10 protein-coding genes and 2 pseudogenes are annotated in these 20,175 nt (G+C 52.2%); 8 read left to right on the top strand and 4 right to left on the bottom strand.

From position 1 onward, the window contains the following. Nucleotides 1–73 precede the first annotated feature (73 nt). The 4 genes and pseudogenes from PSPTO_RS24570 to PSPTO_RS24555 form a co-directional block, all read left to right on the top strand. Nucleotides 74–1,039 (top strand): hypothetical protein, encoded by a 966-nt coding sequence (locus PSPTO_RS24570; RefSeq protein ID WP_011105151.1) that lies wholly within the window; start codon nucleotides 74–76, stop codon nucleotides 1,037–1,039. Between the two features lie 2 nt (nucleotides 1,040–1,041). After that, the gene (locus PSPTO_RS24565) at nucleotides 1,042–4,347 is read left to right on the top strand and encodes a UvrD-helicase domain-containing protein (RefSeq protein WP_046463610.1); all 3,306 of its coding nucleotides are present in this window, start codon (nucleotides 1,042–1,044) and stop codon (nucleotides 4,345–4,347) included. A gap of 114 nt (nucleotides 4,348–4,461) precedes the next feature. Beyond that, nucleotides 4,462–4,941: a hypothetical protein gene (locus tag PSPTO_RS24560; protein ID WP_011105149.1), complete on the top strand. Its 480-nt coding sequence runs from the start codon at nucleotides 4,462–4,464 to the stop codon at nucleotides 4,939–4,941. Continuing rightward, nucleotides 4,862–5,938, top strand: a pseudogene (locus PSPTO_RS24555) (ATP-dependent helicase C-terminal domain-containing protein); the annotation flags it as partial. The gene PSPTO_RS24560 and the pseudogene PSPTO_RS24555, both read left to right, overlap by 80 nt. A 71-nt stretch (nucleotides 5,939–6,009) precedes the next feature. On the opposite strand, the gene PSPTO_RS24550 reads toward PSPTO_RS24555, so the two are convergent. From PSPTO_RS24550 to PSPTO_RS24535, 4 genes are read right to left on the bottom strand one after another with little or no spacing between them, the layout of a single operon-like run. After that, on the bottom strand, nucleotides 6,010–7,434 hold the full coding sequence (locus PSPTO_RS24550; RefSeq protein ID WP_011105148.1) for a tyrosine-type recombinase/integrase: 1,425 nt from the start codon (nucleotides 7,432–7,434) through the stop codon (nucleotides 6,010–6,012). Between the two features lie 2 nt (nucleotides 7,435–7,436). Next, the gene (locus PSPTO_RS24545) at nucleotides 7,437–8,075 is read right to left on the bottom strand and encodes a hypothetical protein (RefSeq protein WP_011105147.1); all 639 of its coding nucleotides are present in this window, start codon (nucleotides 8,073–8,075) and stop codon (nucleotides 7,437–7,439) included. Beyond that, complete coding sequence (locus PSPTO_RS24540) at nucleotides 8,072–10,168, bottom strand: integrase (RefSeq protein WP_011105146.1); 2,097 nt, start codon at nucleotides 10,166–10,168, stop codon at nucleotides 8,072–8,074. The genes PSPTO_RS24545 and PSPTO_RS24540 overlap by 4 nt, the downstream gene beginning before the upstream one ends. Then, the gene (locus PSPTO_RS24535) at nucleotides 10,152–12,533 is read right to left on the bottom strand and encodes a ClbS/DfsB family four-helix bundle protein (protein WP_162491830.1); all 2,382 of its coding nucleotides are present in this window, start codon (nucleotides 12,531–12,533) and stop codon (nucleotides 10,152–10,154) included. The genes PSPTO_RS24540 and PSPTO_RS24535 overlap by 17 nt, the downstream gene beginning before the upstream one ends. Nucleotides 12,534–12,547: 14 nt before the next feature. Between PSPTO_RS24535 and hrpB the strand changes: the two are divergent. From hrpB to PSPTO_RS24515, 4 genes and pseudogenes are all read left to right on the top strand, one after another. Further along, nucleotides 12,548–14,671: pseudogene (gene hrpB, locus PSPTO_RS24530) on the top strand (ATP-dependent helicase HrpB); the annotation flags it as partial. 79 nt (nucleotides 14,672–14,750) lie between these two features. Continuing rightward, on the top strand, nucleotides 14,751–16,238 hold the full coding sequence (locus tag PSPTO_RS24525) for a site-specific integrase (protein ID WP_011105143.1): 1,488 nt from the start codon (nucleotides 14,751–14,753) through the stop codon (nucleotides 16,236–16,238). Continuing rightward, on the top strand, nucleotides 16,231–18,126 hold the full coding sequence (locus PSPTO_RS24520) for a hypothetical protein (RefSeq protein ID WP_057443144.1): 1,896 nt from the start codon (nucleotides 16,231–16,233) through the stop codon (nucleotides 18,124–18,126). The genes PSPTO_RS24525 and PSPTO_RS24520 overlap by 8 nt, the downstream gene beginning before the upstream one ends. After that, nucleotides 18,126–20,174 carry an integrase gene (locus PSPTO_RS24515; RefSeq protein ID WP_011105141.1) on the top strand — a complete coding sequence of 683 codons (2,049 nt, stop codon included), beginning with the start codon at nucleotides 18,126–18,128 and terminating at the stop codon, nucleotides 20,172–20,174. Before PSPTO_RS24520 ends, PSPTO_RS24515 begins: the two co-directional genes overlap by 1 nt. Nucleotide 20,175: the final 1 nt, after the last annotated feature.

The following is a 20,175-nucleotide window of genomic DNA, read 5'->3' as shown; positions in this document are numbered from 1 at the left end:
GTGCGCTAGTTTCCTAGCCTGCCTTAAGCCATTCATGCACTTGCGGGAGACATCCCAAGGTATTGAGTGTGAGATGACTCTGGCTAACGGCCAGCCTGTGGTGGTCACTGGTAAGGACGAGCCGCATCTGCTGCTTGGCTTGATGTCTGTTCTCGTCGAGCTGATTCCTCAAGTTCCTGCTGACGAACGGTCAGCAATGCCACCTGTCTCACGCACAGTGCCTGCAGATAAGCAGACTTTGGAGACGACCATGCAACCTACCGCTACTACCAAAATCACCGATGAACGAACCCAAGCTGCCCGCTTGCAAATTGGTTTAACTACCAAGGTCTCGCTTCACGAATTGGTGAGAGACGTAGCAGAACGCCGTGGGGTATCGCTGTCGATCGCTGCGCGAGATCTGGTGCAGGACGGGCTGACCCGGTTCGATAAAGAATCAAGGACGGTAGACCCTTCGGAGCTGCTGACTGATTACGAGCGCACTGCCAATGATTACGCAGGTGCCGATTCGGAGAGTTGGATCATTCGGGCTGACAGGCGTCTGGTGATGAGAGCGCGTTTACGCGCAGGCGAATATGAGCGCTCGTTGTCATCATTCACCAACTTCCTTCTCGCAAACGCGTTGAGCCATTGCCCTCACGCTGCCGCTGTGCGTGAGGCAACGACTAGTTCGATTACCAGTGATGAGGCTGTCGTAGAGGCTATCAAGGCGATTGAGCAGGTCAGTGGGGTCAAAGCCCGTGCTCTCGCTCCTCAGATCGATCTAGGTGAGCAACGCGGCCTGACCAACATGATCCTTGGTGGTTCGGTACTGGCGCCTGCGCGAGTCCTGGCGAAGCTGGCCGTCGTTTTGAAGAAGCCTTTGGACGTTGTGTCGGTGGCCTTGGAGCGTCGGTTCGCCACCCAATGCGTTCCAGCTTTCAAAGCGACTGATGGAAAACCAACCGTGCAAGCGGAACGCAAGGCTTGGAGTGTTGCAGTCAAAGAGCTTCAGCTACCGGCTGAGGAGCAAGAGCGTCTCCTCAATCTAGAGGGCTAAGTGTGAATCCATTCGACCGGGCACGTCGGCAAGCATTCGAAACCCGAGAAGCCCTGGTCGGATTGGCCGCCTCTCTGGGTGGGGTCAGATCCGCTGAGCTTCTGGCTCATGTAGAGGACACGCTCGAAATCGCAATCGAGCGGTTGCCTTTTGGACACCCAGAGTTGGGTGGCGGCAGCGGGGTGCTCAAGCGAGAAATTCAAACTATCTACATCCGCAACGACGTGTCTCCAGGAGAAACGGCCTATCTCATCGCCCATGAGTTGGGTCACTGGTATCTCGACGGCGATCGCCCCGCACAGACGGTCGCTCATCTGACCAGCATGACGGATTCCTATGGGAGTCAGGCTACGGTGGCGGTGGAAGCATACGGTGCTCGTGAGCGCTTGGAACTTCAAGCCAACGTGTTTGCTCGTGAGCTTCTGCTACCCCGTGGTGTCGCAAGCCAACTGTTCCATAGCGGTACTGGTGCCATGGTCATCGCGGCCACTCTGGAGGTACCGCTGGAGATCGTTCGTCTTCAGCTATTCGACGGCATTCTGCTCCCCATATTGCCTCCTGCTCCACCTCCTCCTCTGCCGCTTATGACGCAGGGGCAGCACGATGCTGCTACCGCGTCCGAAACCTTCGTCAACGTTGTTGCCGGGCCGGGTACTGGTAAAACGACGACACTGATCCATCGCATCAAACACCTGGTCGAGCGCGGTATCCCTCCCAGCCAAATCTTGGTGCTGACCTTCACGAACAAGGCGGCTCATGAATTGGTGGAGCGCCTTAAGGTATCTGGCATCGCCGGAGCCGCCGACGTGTGGGCCGGGACTTTCCATGCATTCGGGCTCGAATTCCTTCGCAAATACCATCAGATTTTCGGCCTGGAGTCCGACGTTCGGCTCGCAGATCCGCTGATGCAAGTTCGCCTGATGGTGAGCACGCTGCCCAAGGTGCGGCTCAAGTATTATCTGAGGCTACAGAACCCGTACGATTGGCTACCTGGCGTTCTGGGCCATATCAAACGACTCAAGGAAGAATGCCTCACCGTTGCCGACTACCGAGCACGTCTGGCTGCACTGCCGCCCTGCGAGCCGGATGTGGCCAATGAGCGCGAAGACATCGCCACCCTTTTTGAAGCCTACGAAACAGCAATGCGGGCTGAGCATTTGGTCGACTACGTTGACCTCATTGCCCTACCTGCATCCCAGGCCAAGCGGGATCGCACGAGCGTTGCTCAGTACATCGACCATTTCTCGCACGTGCTCGTGGATGAGTATCAGGATGTCACCGAGGTAATGGTCGACCTCCTTCGTCAATTGGCTCTCAATGCTCAATCATTCTGGGCCGTTGGCGACGTGCGCCAAGCCATCCACCATTGGCGAGGCGCATCGATCCGTAGCTTGATGCACTTCGACGCCACGTTTTTGAGCACCATCCCAGGAGCAACGGTGCGCCGTTACGCTCTCGACCTGAACCGGCGAAGCACCCCTGAGATCCTGGAGTTATTTTCCTGCGCAGGCATCCATCATGCACTGAATGACCGGATGCCTCTGGAGCCAGTCACGGCGTATCGTCCCTCGATCGGGGTCATACCTACCCTATATGAATGCGACTCCAAGCTTTCCCAAGCCGTCACGATCGCTCAGCGCATTGATGGGCTGGTGCAGAGGGGTGTCCCGTACAGGGATCAAGTCGTGATCAGCCGTAAATCGGCAAACGTTGAACAAATTGTTGAAGCGCTTGAAAACCTGAATGTGCCAGTGCTGCACATCGGCGATGTCTGCCAGCGCCCTGAGATAAAGAAGCTGCTGTGCCTGATGGAGCTGCTGTGTATGCGACAGCCGCGGTCTTTGGTCGGGCTGATCTCTGAGCCAGCGTTTCGGATGCCACCCCAAGACATTGAGCACCTCATATTCCTGACCCGCAAAGGCGCGGGGTTGAGCATGCAGCGAGGCCGGTGGCTATGGCTACCTACGCCAGGCCTCTCGCCCGCTGGCCAGCAAGCCAAGTCAAATTTGGCGTTGCTGTTGAGAGGGCTCAAGCGGGATTCACGGCCTTGGGATTTTGTCTCCAAAGTATTGCTCGATCAGCGCTACGGTCTCCCCAACCCTGCTGATCAAACCATACAGGCTCATACCCAGCGATTGGCAACATGGCTGTTCGTCTACGCCGTACGCAATGGTGACGGAGATATCCGCCAGGCACGGCTTTCCCAGTTCCTGCTTCGTGAGGAGCTACGCCGCAGGATCGGAGAAAAGCTAGGGGATCGTGGTTTACCGCCTGAAGCGCGAGTCCTGGATGCAGTGAGCGTCATGACTGTGCATTCCAGCAAGGGGCTTGAATACCCAGCGATTCACGTCACCGACGTTGACGACGCGTCCTACGGCGCCAATCGACCCTTTGCATACGATGTACGAGGGTTGGATCTCATCCCCCCGGAAGTGCTGAACAGCAACGGGGCGGAGTTCATGTTCGAAGAACGGGTGGAGCGCAATAACCTGCTCTACGTCGCTCTGTCTCGGGCCCGTGATTACCTGTATCTCTATGAGATCAGCGGGTGGCCACGTCCAGTTCCGCTCAATCGCGCTGCTGCCACGAGTCTGGTTAAACGCTCGGGGGTGAAGGTACCGCCCGCACCCATCATACCGCTGCCTTTGGCTAGCAGCACCGTGGTACCCACTGTGAGCTATGAGGCGTTCCAGGCCTACATGAGCTGTCCCCTCCAGTATCACTATCGCTATGAGCTAGCGCTCACTGCCGAGCAGGAAATCGACGTCTCGATCCGTGCTCGCTGGGCGATTATGGACATGCTGTTGACCGTGGCGAGGGACGGCACTGACCCTAACACGGCATTTCAAGCCGCATGGGCGTTACACGGTCTACCAGATAGGACAGAAGATCCTGGCTTGATGGATGATGCGATTGCCGCCACCAAGCGCGGGCTAGTGGTGGTTAACAGCGTCGGCGGCGCCGTCGAAGAAGGGATGGTTTCCGAAGTCAACGGGGTACGCATTGAGCTCCCTTGGATGATCGCCGATAAAGGGCAGCTGCACTGGATTCGAGCTCAGACGGGGATCCAGTACACCCTCAGTCAACTACGGCCCATGATGCTGGATATCAATGGGTCTCGAAGGCCGAGTGCGAAGATCTATTCCATTATTACTGACCAGCACGTGATGGATGGGCCTTCCAGGCAGGTCGCAAGCACGTCCGTATACAAGATGGCTCAACGTTTTGCCGCAGGTGATCGATCCGCCTCCAGAGGTCGGCATTGTGGGCGCTGCGCGTATCTGAGCATCTGTGCCAACATCCCCTGATTAACCTCAAGCTCCAGCGCTGTATCGCCATGGGCTATCTCTCTGCGGTGCGGAAAGCTGTGCGCTGAGATTAGGAGGTAGCTTGGCCGCCATTACACAAGGACAGTTTTGGGTATGACTTACATTAACCTGCCGAGTAATCAGCAAGCTGCAATCAGCGACGTTGACGAAGCGGCGCTTCGGGCAGCAGTACGCAAGTGCCTGGATGAAGAGCGCATAGGGCCGATTCATGGCCTCGGTCTCAGTAACTGTGGGCCCTATGTGGCTAACAAGCTCCATGGGTTCCAGCAAGCGATCACTGAGTACAGCAAGGCTAAGGCCCATGCCAAGCGCGAACGCACTCGGCAGGATGCGCTGTATGCCGGCAATGACCTCATTCACGCTATGCAGCAGATGAAAGGGCGGCTCGAAACTGAGCGTAAAGAGGGTGAGCTGTTCTTCATTGATGATCAGATCAGGCCGCCTTTCCTTCTCAGTAAGCGACTATCGGTGCAAGTGTCGTTCCGCTGGAGATGCCCAAAGGGCCAAGCAGTTGGCGAAGCAGTACCGTTCATATCTGCAAGGACAATCGCTGAAGCCTGTAGCAGATCCTGATGATGCCAAGTGGGTAGGGTGCCTACTCGCTCTTGCCTACCCGGATCGTATCGCCCAGCAGCGGCGTCCAGGCGGGGCAGAGTACCGGTTGAGCAATGGGCGGGCAGCCATGTTTGCCGACGTTGATGCACTCATGAAGCATCCGTGGTTGGTCGTGGCTGATCTGGGAAGCCGTCAGGGTCAACGTGAAGAGCGAATCTATCTTGCAGCAGATCTTGATCCGCAACTCTTCGAGAGCGTTTTGCAGGATCAGGTTCGCCAGGTGGATGAACTGGACTGGGATGAGCGTGAAGGAGTCCTTCGCGCAGAAAGGCAACGCCGTGTAGGTGAGCTCGTGCTCTCTACAGCCCCCCTGGCTAACCTCCTTGATGAAGTCCGTGGCCAAGCGTTAGTGAACTATGTGCGGCGTAAGGGGCTGGAGCTGCTTGCCTGGACGCCTGAACTGCGCCAATGGCAATTGCGCATCGGGCTTTTACGCGCACTCGATCTGACGAGCCAAAGCACAAGCGACTGGCCGGATGTCACTGACGCGTCGCTGCTGTCCACGCTCGAAGACTGGCTTTCGCCATACCTGACGGGTGTCACGCGGATGAGTCATTTTGCCCGGTTGGATCTGTCCTCAGCGCTGAAGGCGTTGCTGCCCTGGCCTTTGCCTAAACAGCTGGAAGCAATGGCCCCGCAGACGTTCCAAGTCCCTTCAGGCTCGAATATTCGAATTGATTACAGTGAACAGCCCCCTGTGCTCGCCGTTCGTTTGCAGGAGCTCTTCGGGCTGGCAGAGACACCTAGGGTTGCAAATGGGCGCCAAGTTCTAAAGTTGCACCTGCTGTCACCCGCACGGCGACCTGTGCAGGTTACCCAAGATCTGGCTAGCTTTTGGAATACGACTTACGCCGAAGTGAAGAAAGATCTCAAGGGCAGGTACCCCAAGCACTACTGGCCTGAAAATCCATTGATCGCAGAGGCAACAGCGCGGGCAAAGCCGCGCGGCACTTGATCTGGTTGAGGGTGTGTAGGCCTGATTTCCTTGTCTCGGGAACTTCTTGCCGCTTGCGAATCAACCAGAATCTAGCCCAGGCTTGACTCACGCCGCTTGGCAATCTCCATGTCTTTTTTGGATGATTCTCTTAAAGCCTTCTTTGCTTGCCGATATTCGACAATAGGCATGCCCTCTTCCAGCCGCGCCTCAAGCTCTTCTTCTTCAATAAAATATTGATCCATGGCCATTACCATGTGTACCGAGGTGAGGGTTTCTGAGTAGCTAGTCACGTCCCGGAAAGCCAGGTCGATGTAACGCTCAAGCGAAATAGGGTCGATATGGCCCGTCCAACTGACCACTTCCGCGAGAAAGGTGCTGGTGTCCAGGAGCGCTTGACGAAACTCATCAGCGTTGTTGATTTTGTGGCGCGTGACGAACCTTACGAAGAGCTTCGTTATGAATGCATGTCTGAACATATGCGGGCAAATCTGGCACTCGATGCCGGCAGCCTTTCTCAAATCGCGCACCTCGTTGGAGATCGAATCGCTAGACAAAGGTCGGCCAGTGGTGGAGGAGACGAAGACAAATCCGTGATCCTCACCATCCTTGTAAACCTCCCGCATCAGTTTGCGTCGCTCGCCTTCTATGTAACGGTTCAGCTTCACAAGGGTCGATAGGAGCATAGGAATTACCCGTTGAGCTTTGTCTTCACGTTTGAGTGTAGTCAGGCGAAGCATCGGCTCTTCCATGGCCAGTGCCGCTCTCACATCCTCTACCCTCAGCAGCGCGATTTCTGTTCTGCGCGCGCCTGTACCTGCGAGCATGTCGAGAATGTTTGCCCTGCGAACCTTCACGAATGCTGAGGCCTTCTGCACGCGGATAGTAGCTTTCAGCAGCTTGATCTGTTCATCGGTGATCGGATCTCGTGTGTGGCTGCGGTGATAGCTACCGAAAGAGTGATGCCACATATATGTGCGAGCAATCGGCTTACCACTACGGGTTTTGATGTAGTACGTTTCCTCTCGTGCCCGTATAGCTCCCTGGAGAGAAACGAAGCCGGGCTTTCCGTAGAAACGTCCCACAAATCCCAAAAAATCGAGCCAGCGCTTGCCTGTGTCGATCACGGCATTTTCTGTTTTCTTGGGCTGTGCTGGGTTGCTGCTAGAGGGTTCTTCGCGCAGCTCATCGATGTAGTCAGTAAATTTGCCATCTGTTAGGTGGATCGGGTCAATGTGATCTCGGTAGCAGCGCCTGAGCAATTGCCCCACATTGGCAGCATAGCCGGCCATTGTTCCGCCTTTGCTGCCCTTTCTGGACAATCCATTCGAGCGTCCTGGTCGATGGAGCAGGGACTGAATATATAGGTTCCCAATGATACAGGGAGACCCGTTCGGCCAGATCATGAACGGCATGTTGCTGGCGTCGACTGTGGTGACCTGATTGATCGAGAAGCTCCTGAACATCTTGAATTCGCCCAGGAGGGAGTAGAGGCGACGACTGTTTAATACGTCCATCATTACCCCTTGCGGTAATCGCTGAGGTTGGCGATGTCTGCCGATGGCGCAGGCGCACTGTGTGGGGCGTCAATGACATTAAAGGGGGGCATTGCCATGCTCAGGATCGCAAAGATGGTCTCAGTGGCATCCTGCGTGAATTTCTTACGAACATGCTCACTGGATGCATCACGGATATTGACGAACTGATGAAGGCTCTCGGACAGAGCCCGAGTCAGAATCATATTTGTCTGGCGGTGAAGTTCCATCTCGTGTTCGAGCTGAGCGACCTTCAGCGTGAGGCCAGAGCGCGTGCGTTTATTGGCACGCTCACCTTGTTTAAGCGCACATTGCAAAGAATCTGTCGCTTTCAATCTAAGGTCGTTGAGCCCTTTGAATCCACCGGGCAAGTGCTGGTCGGCGTAAGTTTTGAGTGAGTTAAGGCTCATGGGGAGCGTCTCTACGACTTCGCCATGCTGCACGATGATGGATCGACTGAGCTTGGCGATTCCACCTTGCGTCTTGAGGGCGGCATGAAGCTCCTCATCGTTAGAAAACTGAAGAGGTCGTTTGATGACGTCTACCAGCAATGCTCTGAGGGCTTGTATCCCAGGAACTGCTTGTGCGGACAGAGAACTGCCTTGCTTGTTACTTGGCTTCATGCGGCCTCCGGGACGCGCTTCAAGCGGGCGACGACCTTGAATTGTTTGCCTTGGTGATCAGTGAAGAACTCAGGCTCGATTTCGACCCAGCCTTCGAGCACCAGCTCTTGGATCTGATCCTCCAAATCATGCGCATCGACGGTGGTGAAATCCCTGGCTCCATACCGTGCTTTTAGCAACTGAGCGAGATCCTGGAAGTCTTCATCATCGCCTTCAATGAGCCTTTCCGCAGCAAAGTGAGCCTTCGCTCCTGCCAGAACTGCGCCATCCATTGATTCAGTGATGTATCGATAGATATGTTTGGGATCTGCATGGCCCATCATCCACTGCAGCGTGTCCAGTTTTGCGAAACTTCCACAGTAAAAGAACAGCATGGCGAAGAACCGGCGCAATTGGTGCTGTCGTAGGTAGTAGCGTTGGCCCTCTGCATTCAACGGCATTTCAAAATAATCACAGAAAAGATCTAAATTGCGGTTATAGAGATAGGCGCTTGAGTCTGAAAGTTTTTTTGCACCCTTGAAATCAGGTACAGCGAAAAGAGTTGTAAGATTCGACAGGTATCCGATTCGAACCAATATCTTTTGCATGCGGATGAGCGTCTTGATCATGTCAGCCGCAATAGGCTCAATGGGGCGCGCTTCCTTGCGGCGTAGGCCGAACAAGTGGCGCGTGCTTTTAGCGTTCATGAAAAGCAGCCATTGCTCAGTTTCGTCCAGACAGTCTTCAGCTTTCAACATGTGCAGCTCACTGATCCGTCGCGCCATGAGGACGCCTACCGTTAGCTGAACAGCCCCCGTATAAACTGCAATCAGCTCATAAAGGCCACAGTTGCTTCTGAGGTTGGAAAAGTAGCAGTCTTTTGTGCCTTTCACACCTGAGTGATATCTGCCGCTGTTCATAGAGCGGATCGCCATGGAGAGCTGTGTAATGCCAAATTTTCGAAGCTTTTCGCCCACAATGGCCTGCACTTCCTCGTGGGTGAGGGATGCAGGAGAAATATTGCGTTTTTTACATTCCAGTGCGATCCGGCAAAATGCCTTGGTCAAGTCTTGGCCGTGATCAAGATGAAACTCGATTGCATGTTGCAAGGATTTGAATACTACATCCGATGGCAGGGTGCGGAATCGTCCAGTTGTTGATAAGTCCGGAGTGAAGTGCTCTGCAAGCTGTAGGGCGTTAATGGTCGGGGCAGCCACTGGAATCTCGTGCAACACACCGAGGTTGTAAATGGCGCGGCGATACATGGCATAGGTTGAATCGCGCATTTTTTCTCGCAAACCGCTGGTTACCGGTGCTGGGGGGTACTCGCGTTCGAATACTGAGCTGTCATCGTTATAGCACAAAATCTTATACGTAATTTTCGCTTGGTTTTTGCCCCAAAGTGTCTCAGGGTAGAGCAACTTCGAGATCAAGGTAGTGTTAGGCTGGCTTCCGTTTGTTTGTTTGTGGTATAGGTTTTTGAGATAAAGCGCCGCCCGGATCTTGGGAATCCACCCGTGAGGGATTTCTAATGTGTCTTCATCCACCTGCTCTGCGGTGATGAGTGAGATCGACGGTTTATTTTGAATCACTGCATCCAGCGCCGTGGTATTGGAACTTTCCAGCAGACCAAGGCAGAATCCTCGAAGCCGCTCTTTCCAGTTATATACTGACTCAGCGATCAATGGGGTCGCAGCCACATTCTCCAGAATTTCGATCAGATTACCCCCTGTCAGACCTTCCAAGCCGTAAGTACCTAGCTGAAAACGCTTTCCGTTAATCAGGAGGTAATCGACAATGTGGCAGGCGTGACAGAACCTCTGAAGCATGGCGCCCTGTAATTCATTGGTCTCTCCTGGCCCGAAAGCATCACGTGTAGAAGACGTCAGGTAATACTTCAACCCTTTAAGAAGGGTATCGTTCTTTGGGGCCGTGAGCAGCGATCCATCTTCAAGTGTTAAGCCCCAATCCAGATGTTTAGGCTCCTTGTAGTCGAAGCTGTATTCCCAAACCTGTTCATCGAAATCGCTTCGCAGCCAAACCGCTGTCCTGTACGTTTCAGATGGCTCAACAAAAAAGGGGGATAGGAACGCAAGTTCAGGAGGCAGTTGCATAGATCAGGTTTTCCATGTGAGCGGCGTTAGCGTACTGGCGGGCGACATCCAGATGATCCTGCAGGTCTGAGTTAAAGCTTTCTTCAATGTCTCGGACGACAGCGTCGCTGAAGTTCGACCAGTAAATGGCTTGGCCGCATACGCTGGCATTGGGCTTGGCACCAGCGACCGCTGCCTTCAGAGAAAGCAGAGCAGTGAGTACGCCGGCATCGATTGATACGATTACGCGGTCAGCGTTGCCGCTGTCCTTCGCGGTGGTAAGGAATGGCTTCGGCAACTTCAGATAGTCAGGGTTTTGAAGGTGTTCAGGGATGTCACGCAGTGCGTGGTTCTTGAGAAACTCATGAAGCTCCTCCATGTCAATGAACCGCGCAGCTTCCAGTAGTCGGGGGCTGTCCTTCATTGCTCTGCAAATTATCCCGCGCTGGAAAATTCGGATCCAGCGAGTTTGGAAAAAGGCCAGGATCGCCTCGGGTAGATAGCTGCTTAACAGGGAGGAGCTATATCGACTGTGGCCCAGCGCCCGCGCCATTTCCTCCACACTATGCGTATTCAGGTAGACTTCAACGCCAGCAGAAGCGCGAAATGCCGTGACGGATAGCCGAACGATGAACTGCTTAGCTTTATCTTCAGTTAAGTTGCCTACACTCATGAACTCGCTGATCATGGTTTGTTGGAACTTGATCGTCTTGGCGTTAAGTTTTATGGCTTCAGCGCGGGATGGTGTATTTATACGCCCACCGCTGTGCAGAAATAGGTACCGCCAGGCGTCGTCTCCTGCTGCCTTGAGCTCATCCCGGAAAGGCGTGGTCACAGAAATGATTAGCTTCACCCAGTCCGCCTGTTCAGCTGTCAGGTCGATCTTTTGCTCACTGAGCGCGCCGCCCTTTCGATCTTTGTACCCGACGAGCTGATAGCCAGAATTTGTTTTCAAAAAGCCTGAAAGATTTCCACGCTTGTTGTACAACTCAAAGTGAGTGAAAAAAGATTCAGTTACGCACGGGTGCGCATGGGTTAATAGCATTTGAAATGCAAAAAAAGTATCTACTGTGGGTACACCTATACGTAGCAAAAGTGCGGAGGTTGGCCTTTTCCTAAATACTTCTTTCTTTATGCTCTTAAGGTACTTCATGCCCTTATGCTGATAAGTGGCGCACAAGTTCTCGATGCCAATTTCCGCAATGTCTTTGGGGTTGTAATTGCCGCCGGTGATGATTTTTCCTTGCTCTGCTAGAGCTATGCATTCCATATTTTTCATATGGACTATGGCTAGCCTAGATCTAGCCCAATCTAGAACGAGATTGTTGTCGGCGCGGATCTGTCTGAACAGTAGGTCAATCGCTTGGGAGTCTGTAATGTGAAGCGGAATTTCGGTAATGAGCTTGTTCTTAACAACGGTTCCGTCTTTTGTTTTCTTCAGGTTGGTATGCGAGCCTGGTAGTGATTTTGTAATTGGGCGAGGCAGCTGCCCTGCAAAGGGGCGAGCCCAAACTCCAGACTCTAAAAACACTTGTTCTATTGTGAAGATAAACTTTGAGTAGCTCTTCGTTCTGACGTAGATATCCGTACCATTCTCGACAGCTTGGATGAAGTTGTTACCCATGAAATCTAGGAATAGTTTTTTGATTTCAATAGGGTGCTGAAACGTAGTGACAGGCCAGCGTTCCGAATTTTGAGAAAGGTATTCTAGGAAAAGGTTAAAGTCAGCATGTGAAGGCGCCAGTTGCTTAGCAGCATTCTGGCGATACTTTTCATAGATGAGTTCAGCGAATTCCTCGCCGTAAGAGCGCCAAATACCAGGAATAGGCAGATAGCTAACCTTCCCCTTGCGACCCTGAACTTCCCAGCCATGCCAGTACCGGAGCGCCTTGGTATCGAGGTTTCGCTTCATCGTTTCCCAAGCAGCATGGGCTTCCGCCGAATCAGCATCAGTCACTGCAAAGGAAGGCAGGAGGGGGACTTCATCACGTGCCCTGTCCATCAGTTTAACGAAGGTGCGAAGGTAGTCCATCCGAGTTGTACGGCTCATTGGGCTAACTGCACCATCTAAAACAGCCCTCATGAACCCCTTGCCAGCAGTTTTGAAGCTGTGTTTGGACAGCCCAAAGTACGTGACCTGGAAGCCCGTGACGTGGAAAAAAGCCGCCAAGAGCTTCAAGAGGTGACCGGTCTTTGCGGAGGTCTCTAGTTTTATTGCGTCGTAGCAGCGCTCAAAGAGATCCAGGACGTCGGACGGGATTCTGTCGATGGAGTGGTGGGCCAAGCTGTTGGTGCTTTTGATGATTGTCAAACCACTTTCCATCTGGTAGATCTCTATAAGCAACTGTTCTGTAAGTATTTTCTGACTTTTGACAGGATCGTGCAAGTGGTAAAATTGTTGAGCGCAGTCTGGACGCTGATCTGGCGCTGGCCCTGAGCCTCAATGGTCGCGAGTTGTTTCGTGACGACCAGCCGCTGAAGATTCTGCTGATGTCGGCAACGCTGGAAGGCGAGCGACTGGCAGCGTTGCTGGACGATGCACCAGTGGTACGCAGCGACGGGCGGATGTTTCCGGTGACGATGCAGTGGGGGCGTCCTTTTCAGCCCGGTGAGTTTGTCGAACCGCGAGTCGTGCAGACGGTGCTGGATGCGCTGGGCAGCGAGTCCGGCAGCCTGCTGGTCTTTCTGCCGGGGCAGGCCGAGATTCGTCGGGTCAACCAGCATCTGGTGGAAGCGCTGGGCGAGCGCGCCGATATTCTGCTCTGCCCGTTGCATGGCGAACTGGACCTCAGTGCGCAGCGTGCGGCCATCGAACCGGCGCCCAAGGGCACGCGCAAGGTGGTGCTGGCGACCAATATCGCGGAAACCAGCCTGACCATCGACGGCGTGCGTGTGGTGATTGATGCCGGGCTGGCGCGAGTGCCGCGTTTCGATCCAGGCAGCGGCATGACGCGGCTTGAGACCCAGCGCATCTCCCGCGCCAGCGCCACTCAGCGCGCCGGACGGGCAGGGCGGCTGGAGCCAGGCGTGTGTTACCGGCTGTGGTCCGAGGCGCAACACGATCAACTGGCCGCTTATGGCGCGGCAGAAATTCTTCAGGCGGACCTCGCCGGGCTCGCACTGCAACTGGCGCGCTGGGGGGTTACGCCTGCGCAACTGGTCTGGCTCGACGTGCCGCCCGCAGCAGCTTATGCACAGGCGCAGGACCTGCTGGTGCGGCTTGAGGCGCTGAGTAATCAGCCAGGTCAGCCGCCAGCCCTGACGCCCCACGGTCAGGCGATGGCCGAGTTGCCTGCCCATCCACGTATCGCTCATTTGCTATTGCGCGGCCATGCCTTGGGTCTGGGCGAACTGGCCTGTGACGTGGCTGCGCTGTTGGGCGAACACGACATCCTGCGCGGTGGCGGCGCGGACCTGCACAGCCGCCTGACCTTGCTGGCGGGCACCGAGCGTGCTGCGCGTGGCGCACAGGGCGGCGTGCAGCGGGCTAAACAGCTGGCACGGCAATATCGCGGATACCTGCGCGGCACTGCGAAAAGCCCGGTCAGCGATCCCGATCATTCACGCTGGCTGGGCGCTCTGCTGGCGCTGGCCTACCCGGATCGCGTGGCACAACAACGTCGCCCCGGCGGTGGTGAATATCGCTTGGCTAACGGTCGTGCGGCACTGTTTGCCGAGGCCGACGCACTGATGAAACAGCCGTGGCTGGTCATCGCAGATTTGGGCAGTCGCCAGGGCCAGCGCGAAGAACGCATCTACCTTGCCACCGATTTCGATCCGGCGCTGTTCGAGTCCGTGCTGGCCGAGCAGGTCATCACCGTGGACCAGATCGACTGGGACGAACGCGAAGGCGTGTTCCGCGCCGAGCGACAGCGCAAAGCGGGCGAGCTGATCATCAGCCGCGAACCACTTACTGGCCTCGACGACGCAGCCCGCAGCCAGGCGCTGCTCGCACTGGTGCGTCGTAAAGGCCTGGAACTGCTGCCGTGGACGCCGGAACTGCGCCAGTGGCAAGCGCGTGTCGCGCTGTTGCGCAGCCTCGATATCGACAAAAGCGCAACCAGCGAATGGCCCGACCTGAGCGACGCGCAACTGCTGGCGACACTCGAAAACTGGCTGATGCCCTACCTGGGTAAAGTCACCCGGCTCAGTCATTTCAGCCAACTCGACCTGTCATCCATCCTGCGCAACCTCCTGCCGTGGCCTCTGCCGCAACAACTGGAAGCACAGGCCCCGCAGACCATCCAGGTGCCCTCTGGCTCGAACATCCGCATCGACTACAGCGAACAGCCGCCGATTCTGTCTGTGCGGCTGCAAGAGCTGTTTGGATTATCTGATACCCCGCGCATTGCCAATGGGCGGCAGGTGCTGAAACTGCACTTGCTGTCCCCGGCGCGTCGTCCGGTGCAGGTTACGCAGGACCTGGCTAACTTCTGGCGGTCGACTTACATTGAGGTGAAGAAGGATTTGAAGGGGCGCTATCCGAAGCTATCACGCAACGTTCATCAATTGGCATATGCGTGAAACGTTGGAGTATTGACATTTTTGTTGGAAAAATATTGCCTAACGTTTATCATTGACGTTCTAGCGAATTGGGTATTCAGTGGCTGCTTACGAAAACACAGATCATGAAGGGCGTTTAGTTCTCATCCCCCAAGTAATCGATGCTTTTGCTGATCTTTGCTTTGGCGATACACCTGAGGGTTCAATCCCTGTAACCATTTTTGGTGTTGGCAGGCAAATAAACGGCTTTCAGGTAAACGAGGCAATTGGCGATACTGCAGATAGAGCCATCTTCAACATGCCTTTTTTATTTCATCGCAATGGAGAACCTTGGAAAGAAGCAAATTCTTTTCTTCTCAGTCTTGTAAAAAACAAACATGTAAGCAGTCGTCCAGCAGACGAAGCAAGACGAAAGGCTAGTCGGTTACTCGACTATTTAATATTTACTGAGAATAATAATATCCATTGGATGGACTTCTCCGGGCGACGAATAGTTCATAGACCGACGTATAAGTATCATCTGTATTTATTCCAGCTCCTAGAGCGTGGGCCTGCTGTGGCCAATCAGTATACTAGTGTTGTTTATCAGTTTTATAAATTTGTTTCAATGCATTGGCACCCTATTGATATTGCCAGGGTTGATTCGGTTCGCGAGATAAAGGTAGCTATAGAAAATAAATATGGGTTCACCCGGCAAATCACCGTAGAGAAAAGAAGTCAAACGCAGAAGACTAACAAAGGTAAGGTGGTGCCGATTGGGTTGGTGGACGACGAAGGTGAATGCCTAAGGCCATTGACGAATCCGGAACTTTCAGATTTGCTATCCCTTTTCGATTCGGGGGGGTGGGATGCGCAAGAGCGTCTCATTATCCTGTTGCCCTTGCTGACCGGGTCACGAAAACAAACTGTTCTAACGCTTCGAGTAAAACACGTTGAGGCGTTGATGCAGGGCTTGCGTACCCCTAAGGGTACGTACCTGTTGAAGGCTGGGCCTAGGACAGGGATTGATACTAAAGGCAACAAGCCTCAGACCCTACATGTCCCGGAGCAACTAGCCGAAGACTTGCTAACATATGTTAGAAGCGCCTATGCAAAAAACCGCAGGAAACGCTTTCAGTTGAACTATGCAACAGATTATCCTCATCTTAAAAGTATTCCAGACGAAGACATGTACGTGTTTTTGTCGGAGCAGGCTAACTGTTATTATATGGCTTCAAATGACCCGCGTTTTCCATTCATTAAGACTAGGCCGCTAGGTGCCGTAGCCGATACTCTTAAGAAGAAAATAAAACGCTCTGTGTCGTCCAGTTTTCCCCGAGGTTTTACTTACCACTGGCTTCGCGCAACGTTTGCTTATCAACTTTATCAGCACTTGATTCCTCTCTTGAAGGATGGGCATCTGCTGTCTGGAGAGGATATCTCCATCATTCAGTCACGCATGCATCATGAGCGCCGCGAGACCACTGAAAACTACTTAAAGCTCTTCAAAATGACGCCTGATAAGATTCGCGCCCAGGAAGATTATGAGGGTGTACTATTCAAAATGTCGTCCTATAGCGATTTGATTTTGGTTGATGATAATGCTTGATGCTTCACAGGTACGTAAACTTCATGTTGTTCGACTTCCTGAAATTGCCGATCAACGAGAGATTCTTCACCCGGAACTGATGGCCCTCAATCTCGATCATAGAGTAAGTCCGCTCGATGTTGGGATTTATGTGTATTCTGTCCGCGCAAAGACGGATAAGCCTAGAAAGTATTTGGTTGATGTGAAATCAGTGGTTCCGAGTCGACGTAAGATGCTTTTGGCTTTTTTGGAAAAACATTATGTTTCGAACTCATCCCACAAGTCGATTGAGACAGATTTCAAGTATCTTGATCGTGCTGTTAACTGGTGTGATGAAAATGGCCATTCTGCGGTGTTCTGTAATCCTGCTGCCGCTCGAGCAGCTTACGTAGAATATTCGAATTTCCTGTTTCAGGAAATTCTTAAACCCAACGGTATGGCGCCACTTACGGCACAGCTTCGCCAAGGAATTTTAAGGCGTATCCTCCAACTTCAGTTTCCAGAAGCCAGTAAAAATATTATTTCTAGTGTTCCTCCTATTAAGACGAGGCGCGATGGGCTGACGCCGCCTGAAGATGGGGATGTAAAAAAGTACATAGATATCACCTTGAATATTGCCTTTCAGTTCTCAAGGTTTTTGGTTGACGGAGCCCCCTTCCCATTTAAATTTCAAACTAATGAATATCATGCTCATCTTTTTCCTGGCAATGGAAAGCCTATTACACCTCACACTAAGGGAAAGCATGAGTATCAGGCGTATAACTACGAAGATGGGCGTATTTTTTCCACTGAAGAATTGAAGAGTACGTTTCCTAATCTTTCCTTGGGTGAACTTAAAAAGGCTGTGGAACGTGCTCAAAACCTGATGGTCGAGGTTAATGCTGATTTATATCATCCCTTCCGGTTGCGAATCGCAACCATGGCCATGAAAGCCTACGCCTGTTTGCTGAACTGCGTGGTTGGTGCTAACTCAAGTGAGTTTATTCAGTTTCTGCATGATGATGCAGTCGAGCTTGTGAAGTCTCCGTTGAAAAACGAACTGTCGGCAGTGAAGCTAAGAGCGAAAGGCTTGAATGTCACCTATACGGTCGGGCGTGGGCCTGGTATTCAAATCTTGCGCGAGTATCTCAGGTTTCGGGAGTGGTTTTTAAACGGTCGTAAGAGTGAGTTACTTTTTTTTCAGTTGCTCGGATGGCAGTATATTCCAAAAGAACCTAGGCCGTTAGAGGAAAACTTTTCGTCCACGTTTTTTAAGCGTATTGAAGGGGTGTTCGTGCCGGAAGGCACAAAAAATATCCCGCCGGTGTTGGTTCGTAAGTTTAAAAGTCTTACGCTTCATCAGTTGAAGCATTCGCCGCTTTTGGTGGGTGCGGTTATGAATCATAGTTCGCGAACTAATGTTCAGTCTTATGCGGGAACTACGAGCGCTAATTCAAGGGCGGAGTTCGGCAAATACTGGGCCGCCATTAAGAAGGCCGCTGCGCGGATTAAAGATTCAGAGCACGCTCCAGGTGTTTCTATTGCGGTAGGACACTGTGATTCAATTGATAGTCCCGAGAAAGATGTTTCGGTAGTTGCGATTGAACCAGATTGCAAAACCCAATATGGTTGTTTATTTTGTGTTCACTATGTTGTTCATTCCGATAAGTTGGATATTCATAAGCTTCTGAGCTTTCAGTACGTAATTGAGGGCGTGAGGGCCAATGCTCCCGACTTTGAGTTTTCTGAAGAGTTCTTCAAGGATGTAGTTATTCGCATTGATTTTATTTTAGAAGCTGTTTGCAAACGCTCTCCTGAAATAGCAAGTCTAGTTGGTACTATGCGGAAAAAAGTTTTCAGGTTGGGAATCCTCACGCCTTTTTGGGAAAGGCGGCTGCAGCGTTATGAAAAGATGGGGATTTATATCTGATGGTTGACTTCTATGAAGGTGTCGTTAATGAAACTCAGCCATTCGACGCAGCGGGTTCAATTCCTGTTGATCCAACTTGGAGGCCTTCGGCTGATTTCGTCATTTGTCGCAATGTCGATGGTGAAGTTACAGCATGTTACGGCGGAGCGAAGTGGGATCTTAATCCCATAAGGCTCAAGGCAAATCGCATCGCCATGATCGGGTTTAATAGCATTTTCAAAAAGTATGACTCTGGCCAGAGTTGTCTTGTAAAGGAAGTGAGGTATCTCTTGTTTTGCTTGTTTTTCTATGTTCAGACCGGACATCTAGGAAGGATGAGCGCGGGGATGCTAGGCCAATATTTTTTGACTTTACGAACAGCTGCGCGCTATTGCTGGGATCAAGAAGCCAATCCGCTGGTAGGTGTCATAAGTCTCCAGCAGTTATTTTCTAATCCGGCCTATCTTAATGCCTATAGTAAATGGATGGCTAGGGAGAATATAGGGAGTACTCAGCGAAGGCTCACTAAGTCCCTTATTTCGCATATGGTCGCCATTGGCGAAGAGCGTCTAGGCTATAAGCTGCATGGCGTCTTTAATATTGACTTTTGCGCTGTCGCAGAAGTTCAGCATCAGCATCCAGTAATTCCGACAAAGATATATCTCGGGGTAATTAATTCTGTTGGCGATTGGATGGATTTCATTTATCCAAAGAGGAAAGCTATTGAGCATTTCCTAGATTGCTTCATAAGTCCATATTACGGATATACAGAAGCCCATCAGAAAACTATGTTCGGAGGGCCGGATGTAGTCGAGCCGGAATTTGATCAGGCTTTGCGACTACATAAGCTTGATAAGATTTTCACCGGAGATTTGAATTGCGCTGGTCGAGGTGTATTGTCTTCGGCTATTCTAAAAGTGCAATGGATTCTTAAGACGGTCATTCATATCTACACAGGTATGCGTGACCAGGAAGTAATGCTTCTGCCCTACAACTGTATCGACGTCGAGGAGGTTGTTGCTGCGACTCTTGATGAGGATGGAGTGAGTCGAGATAAACCGAAAATCGTGAAGGTGCTTTCGAGTACGACTAAATTCACTGGATATCGTAAGTCCTCGTCTTGGTTGGCTACGGATGAGGTTGTACGTGCAGTTGAAATTGCTCGCTCCATTTGTCGAGCGATCTCCAATTTATTCGGAGTTCGCCCAGAGGATATGCCTCTTTTCCTCAATCCAGCGATTATTAATAGGCGTGAAACGAAAGTAGGCGTGCCGACATGGAACGACGTGTCGAAGCCGAAGTTTCTTTTGAATCAGCTAGTAATCACAGAGTCTGACTTTCAGGAGTTGCAGGCTACCGACCCTCTCCGAGATTTCTTAAGCGCGGCAGGTTTCAGTATTGGTTCGCCATGGTCATTTACAAGTCATCAGTTTCGCCGGTCGCTGGCTTTTTATGGAAGTAATAGTGGATTTATCTCTCTCCCCACTCTTCGAAAGCAGTTCAAGCATCTTTCTGTTCAAATGACGCGCTATTATGCGAATAACTTCTCAAGGCTCAAAACTATTTTTGGGTACTACGATGAGGAGGTAGGTGACTTTGTACTGCCTAAGCATCATGTGCTTTTCGAATATCAAATTGGCATGCCTTTAAATATCGCATATGATCTTCTTTCTCACGCGTTTGGAGACGGTGCGCAACTTTTTGGGGGAACTGGAAGCTACATTTCCACTCAGCGCAAAAAGATGCATGAGAGTGGTATTCATATTGCTACTCTGAGGAAGAAGACGGAAAACCAAGCATTAGATGGCAGGATCTCTTTTAAAGTTACCTTGCTGGGTGCCTGTACATACCCTGGAAAGTGCGACTCCTATCTTTTGGGGGATATTACATCATGCTTGTCTTGTGCAGATGGCATCATTGAACGAGATAAGCTGGAAGAGGCCATCGGTGACAGCGAGGCGGATCTGTTGCTATATGAGCCTGGTTCAGGCGAGTACCAGGTTGTTGAGGCCGAGTTGACAAGCTTAAAAAAATTCCACCAGAAATTCATTGCGGTTGTTGAGGTATAGC

It is taken from the genome of Pseudomonas syringae pv. tomato str. DC3000 (assembly GCF_000007805.1).
GTDB classification, from domain to species: Bacteria; Pseudomonadota; Gammaproteobacteria; order Pseudomonadales; family Pseudomonadaceae; genus Aquipseudomonas; species Aquipseudomonas avellanae.
Note: the sequence above shows the minus strand (reverse complement) of the source record. Positions and strands in the feature narration are given on the sequence as shown.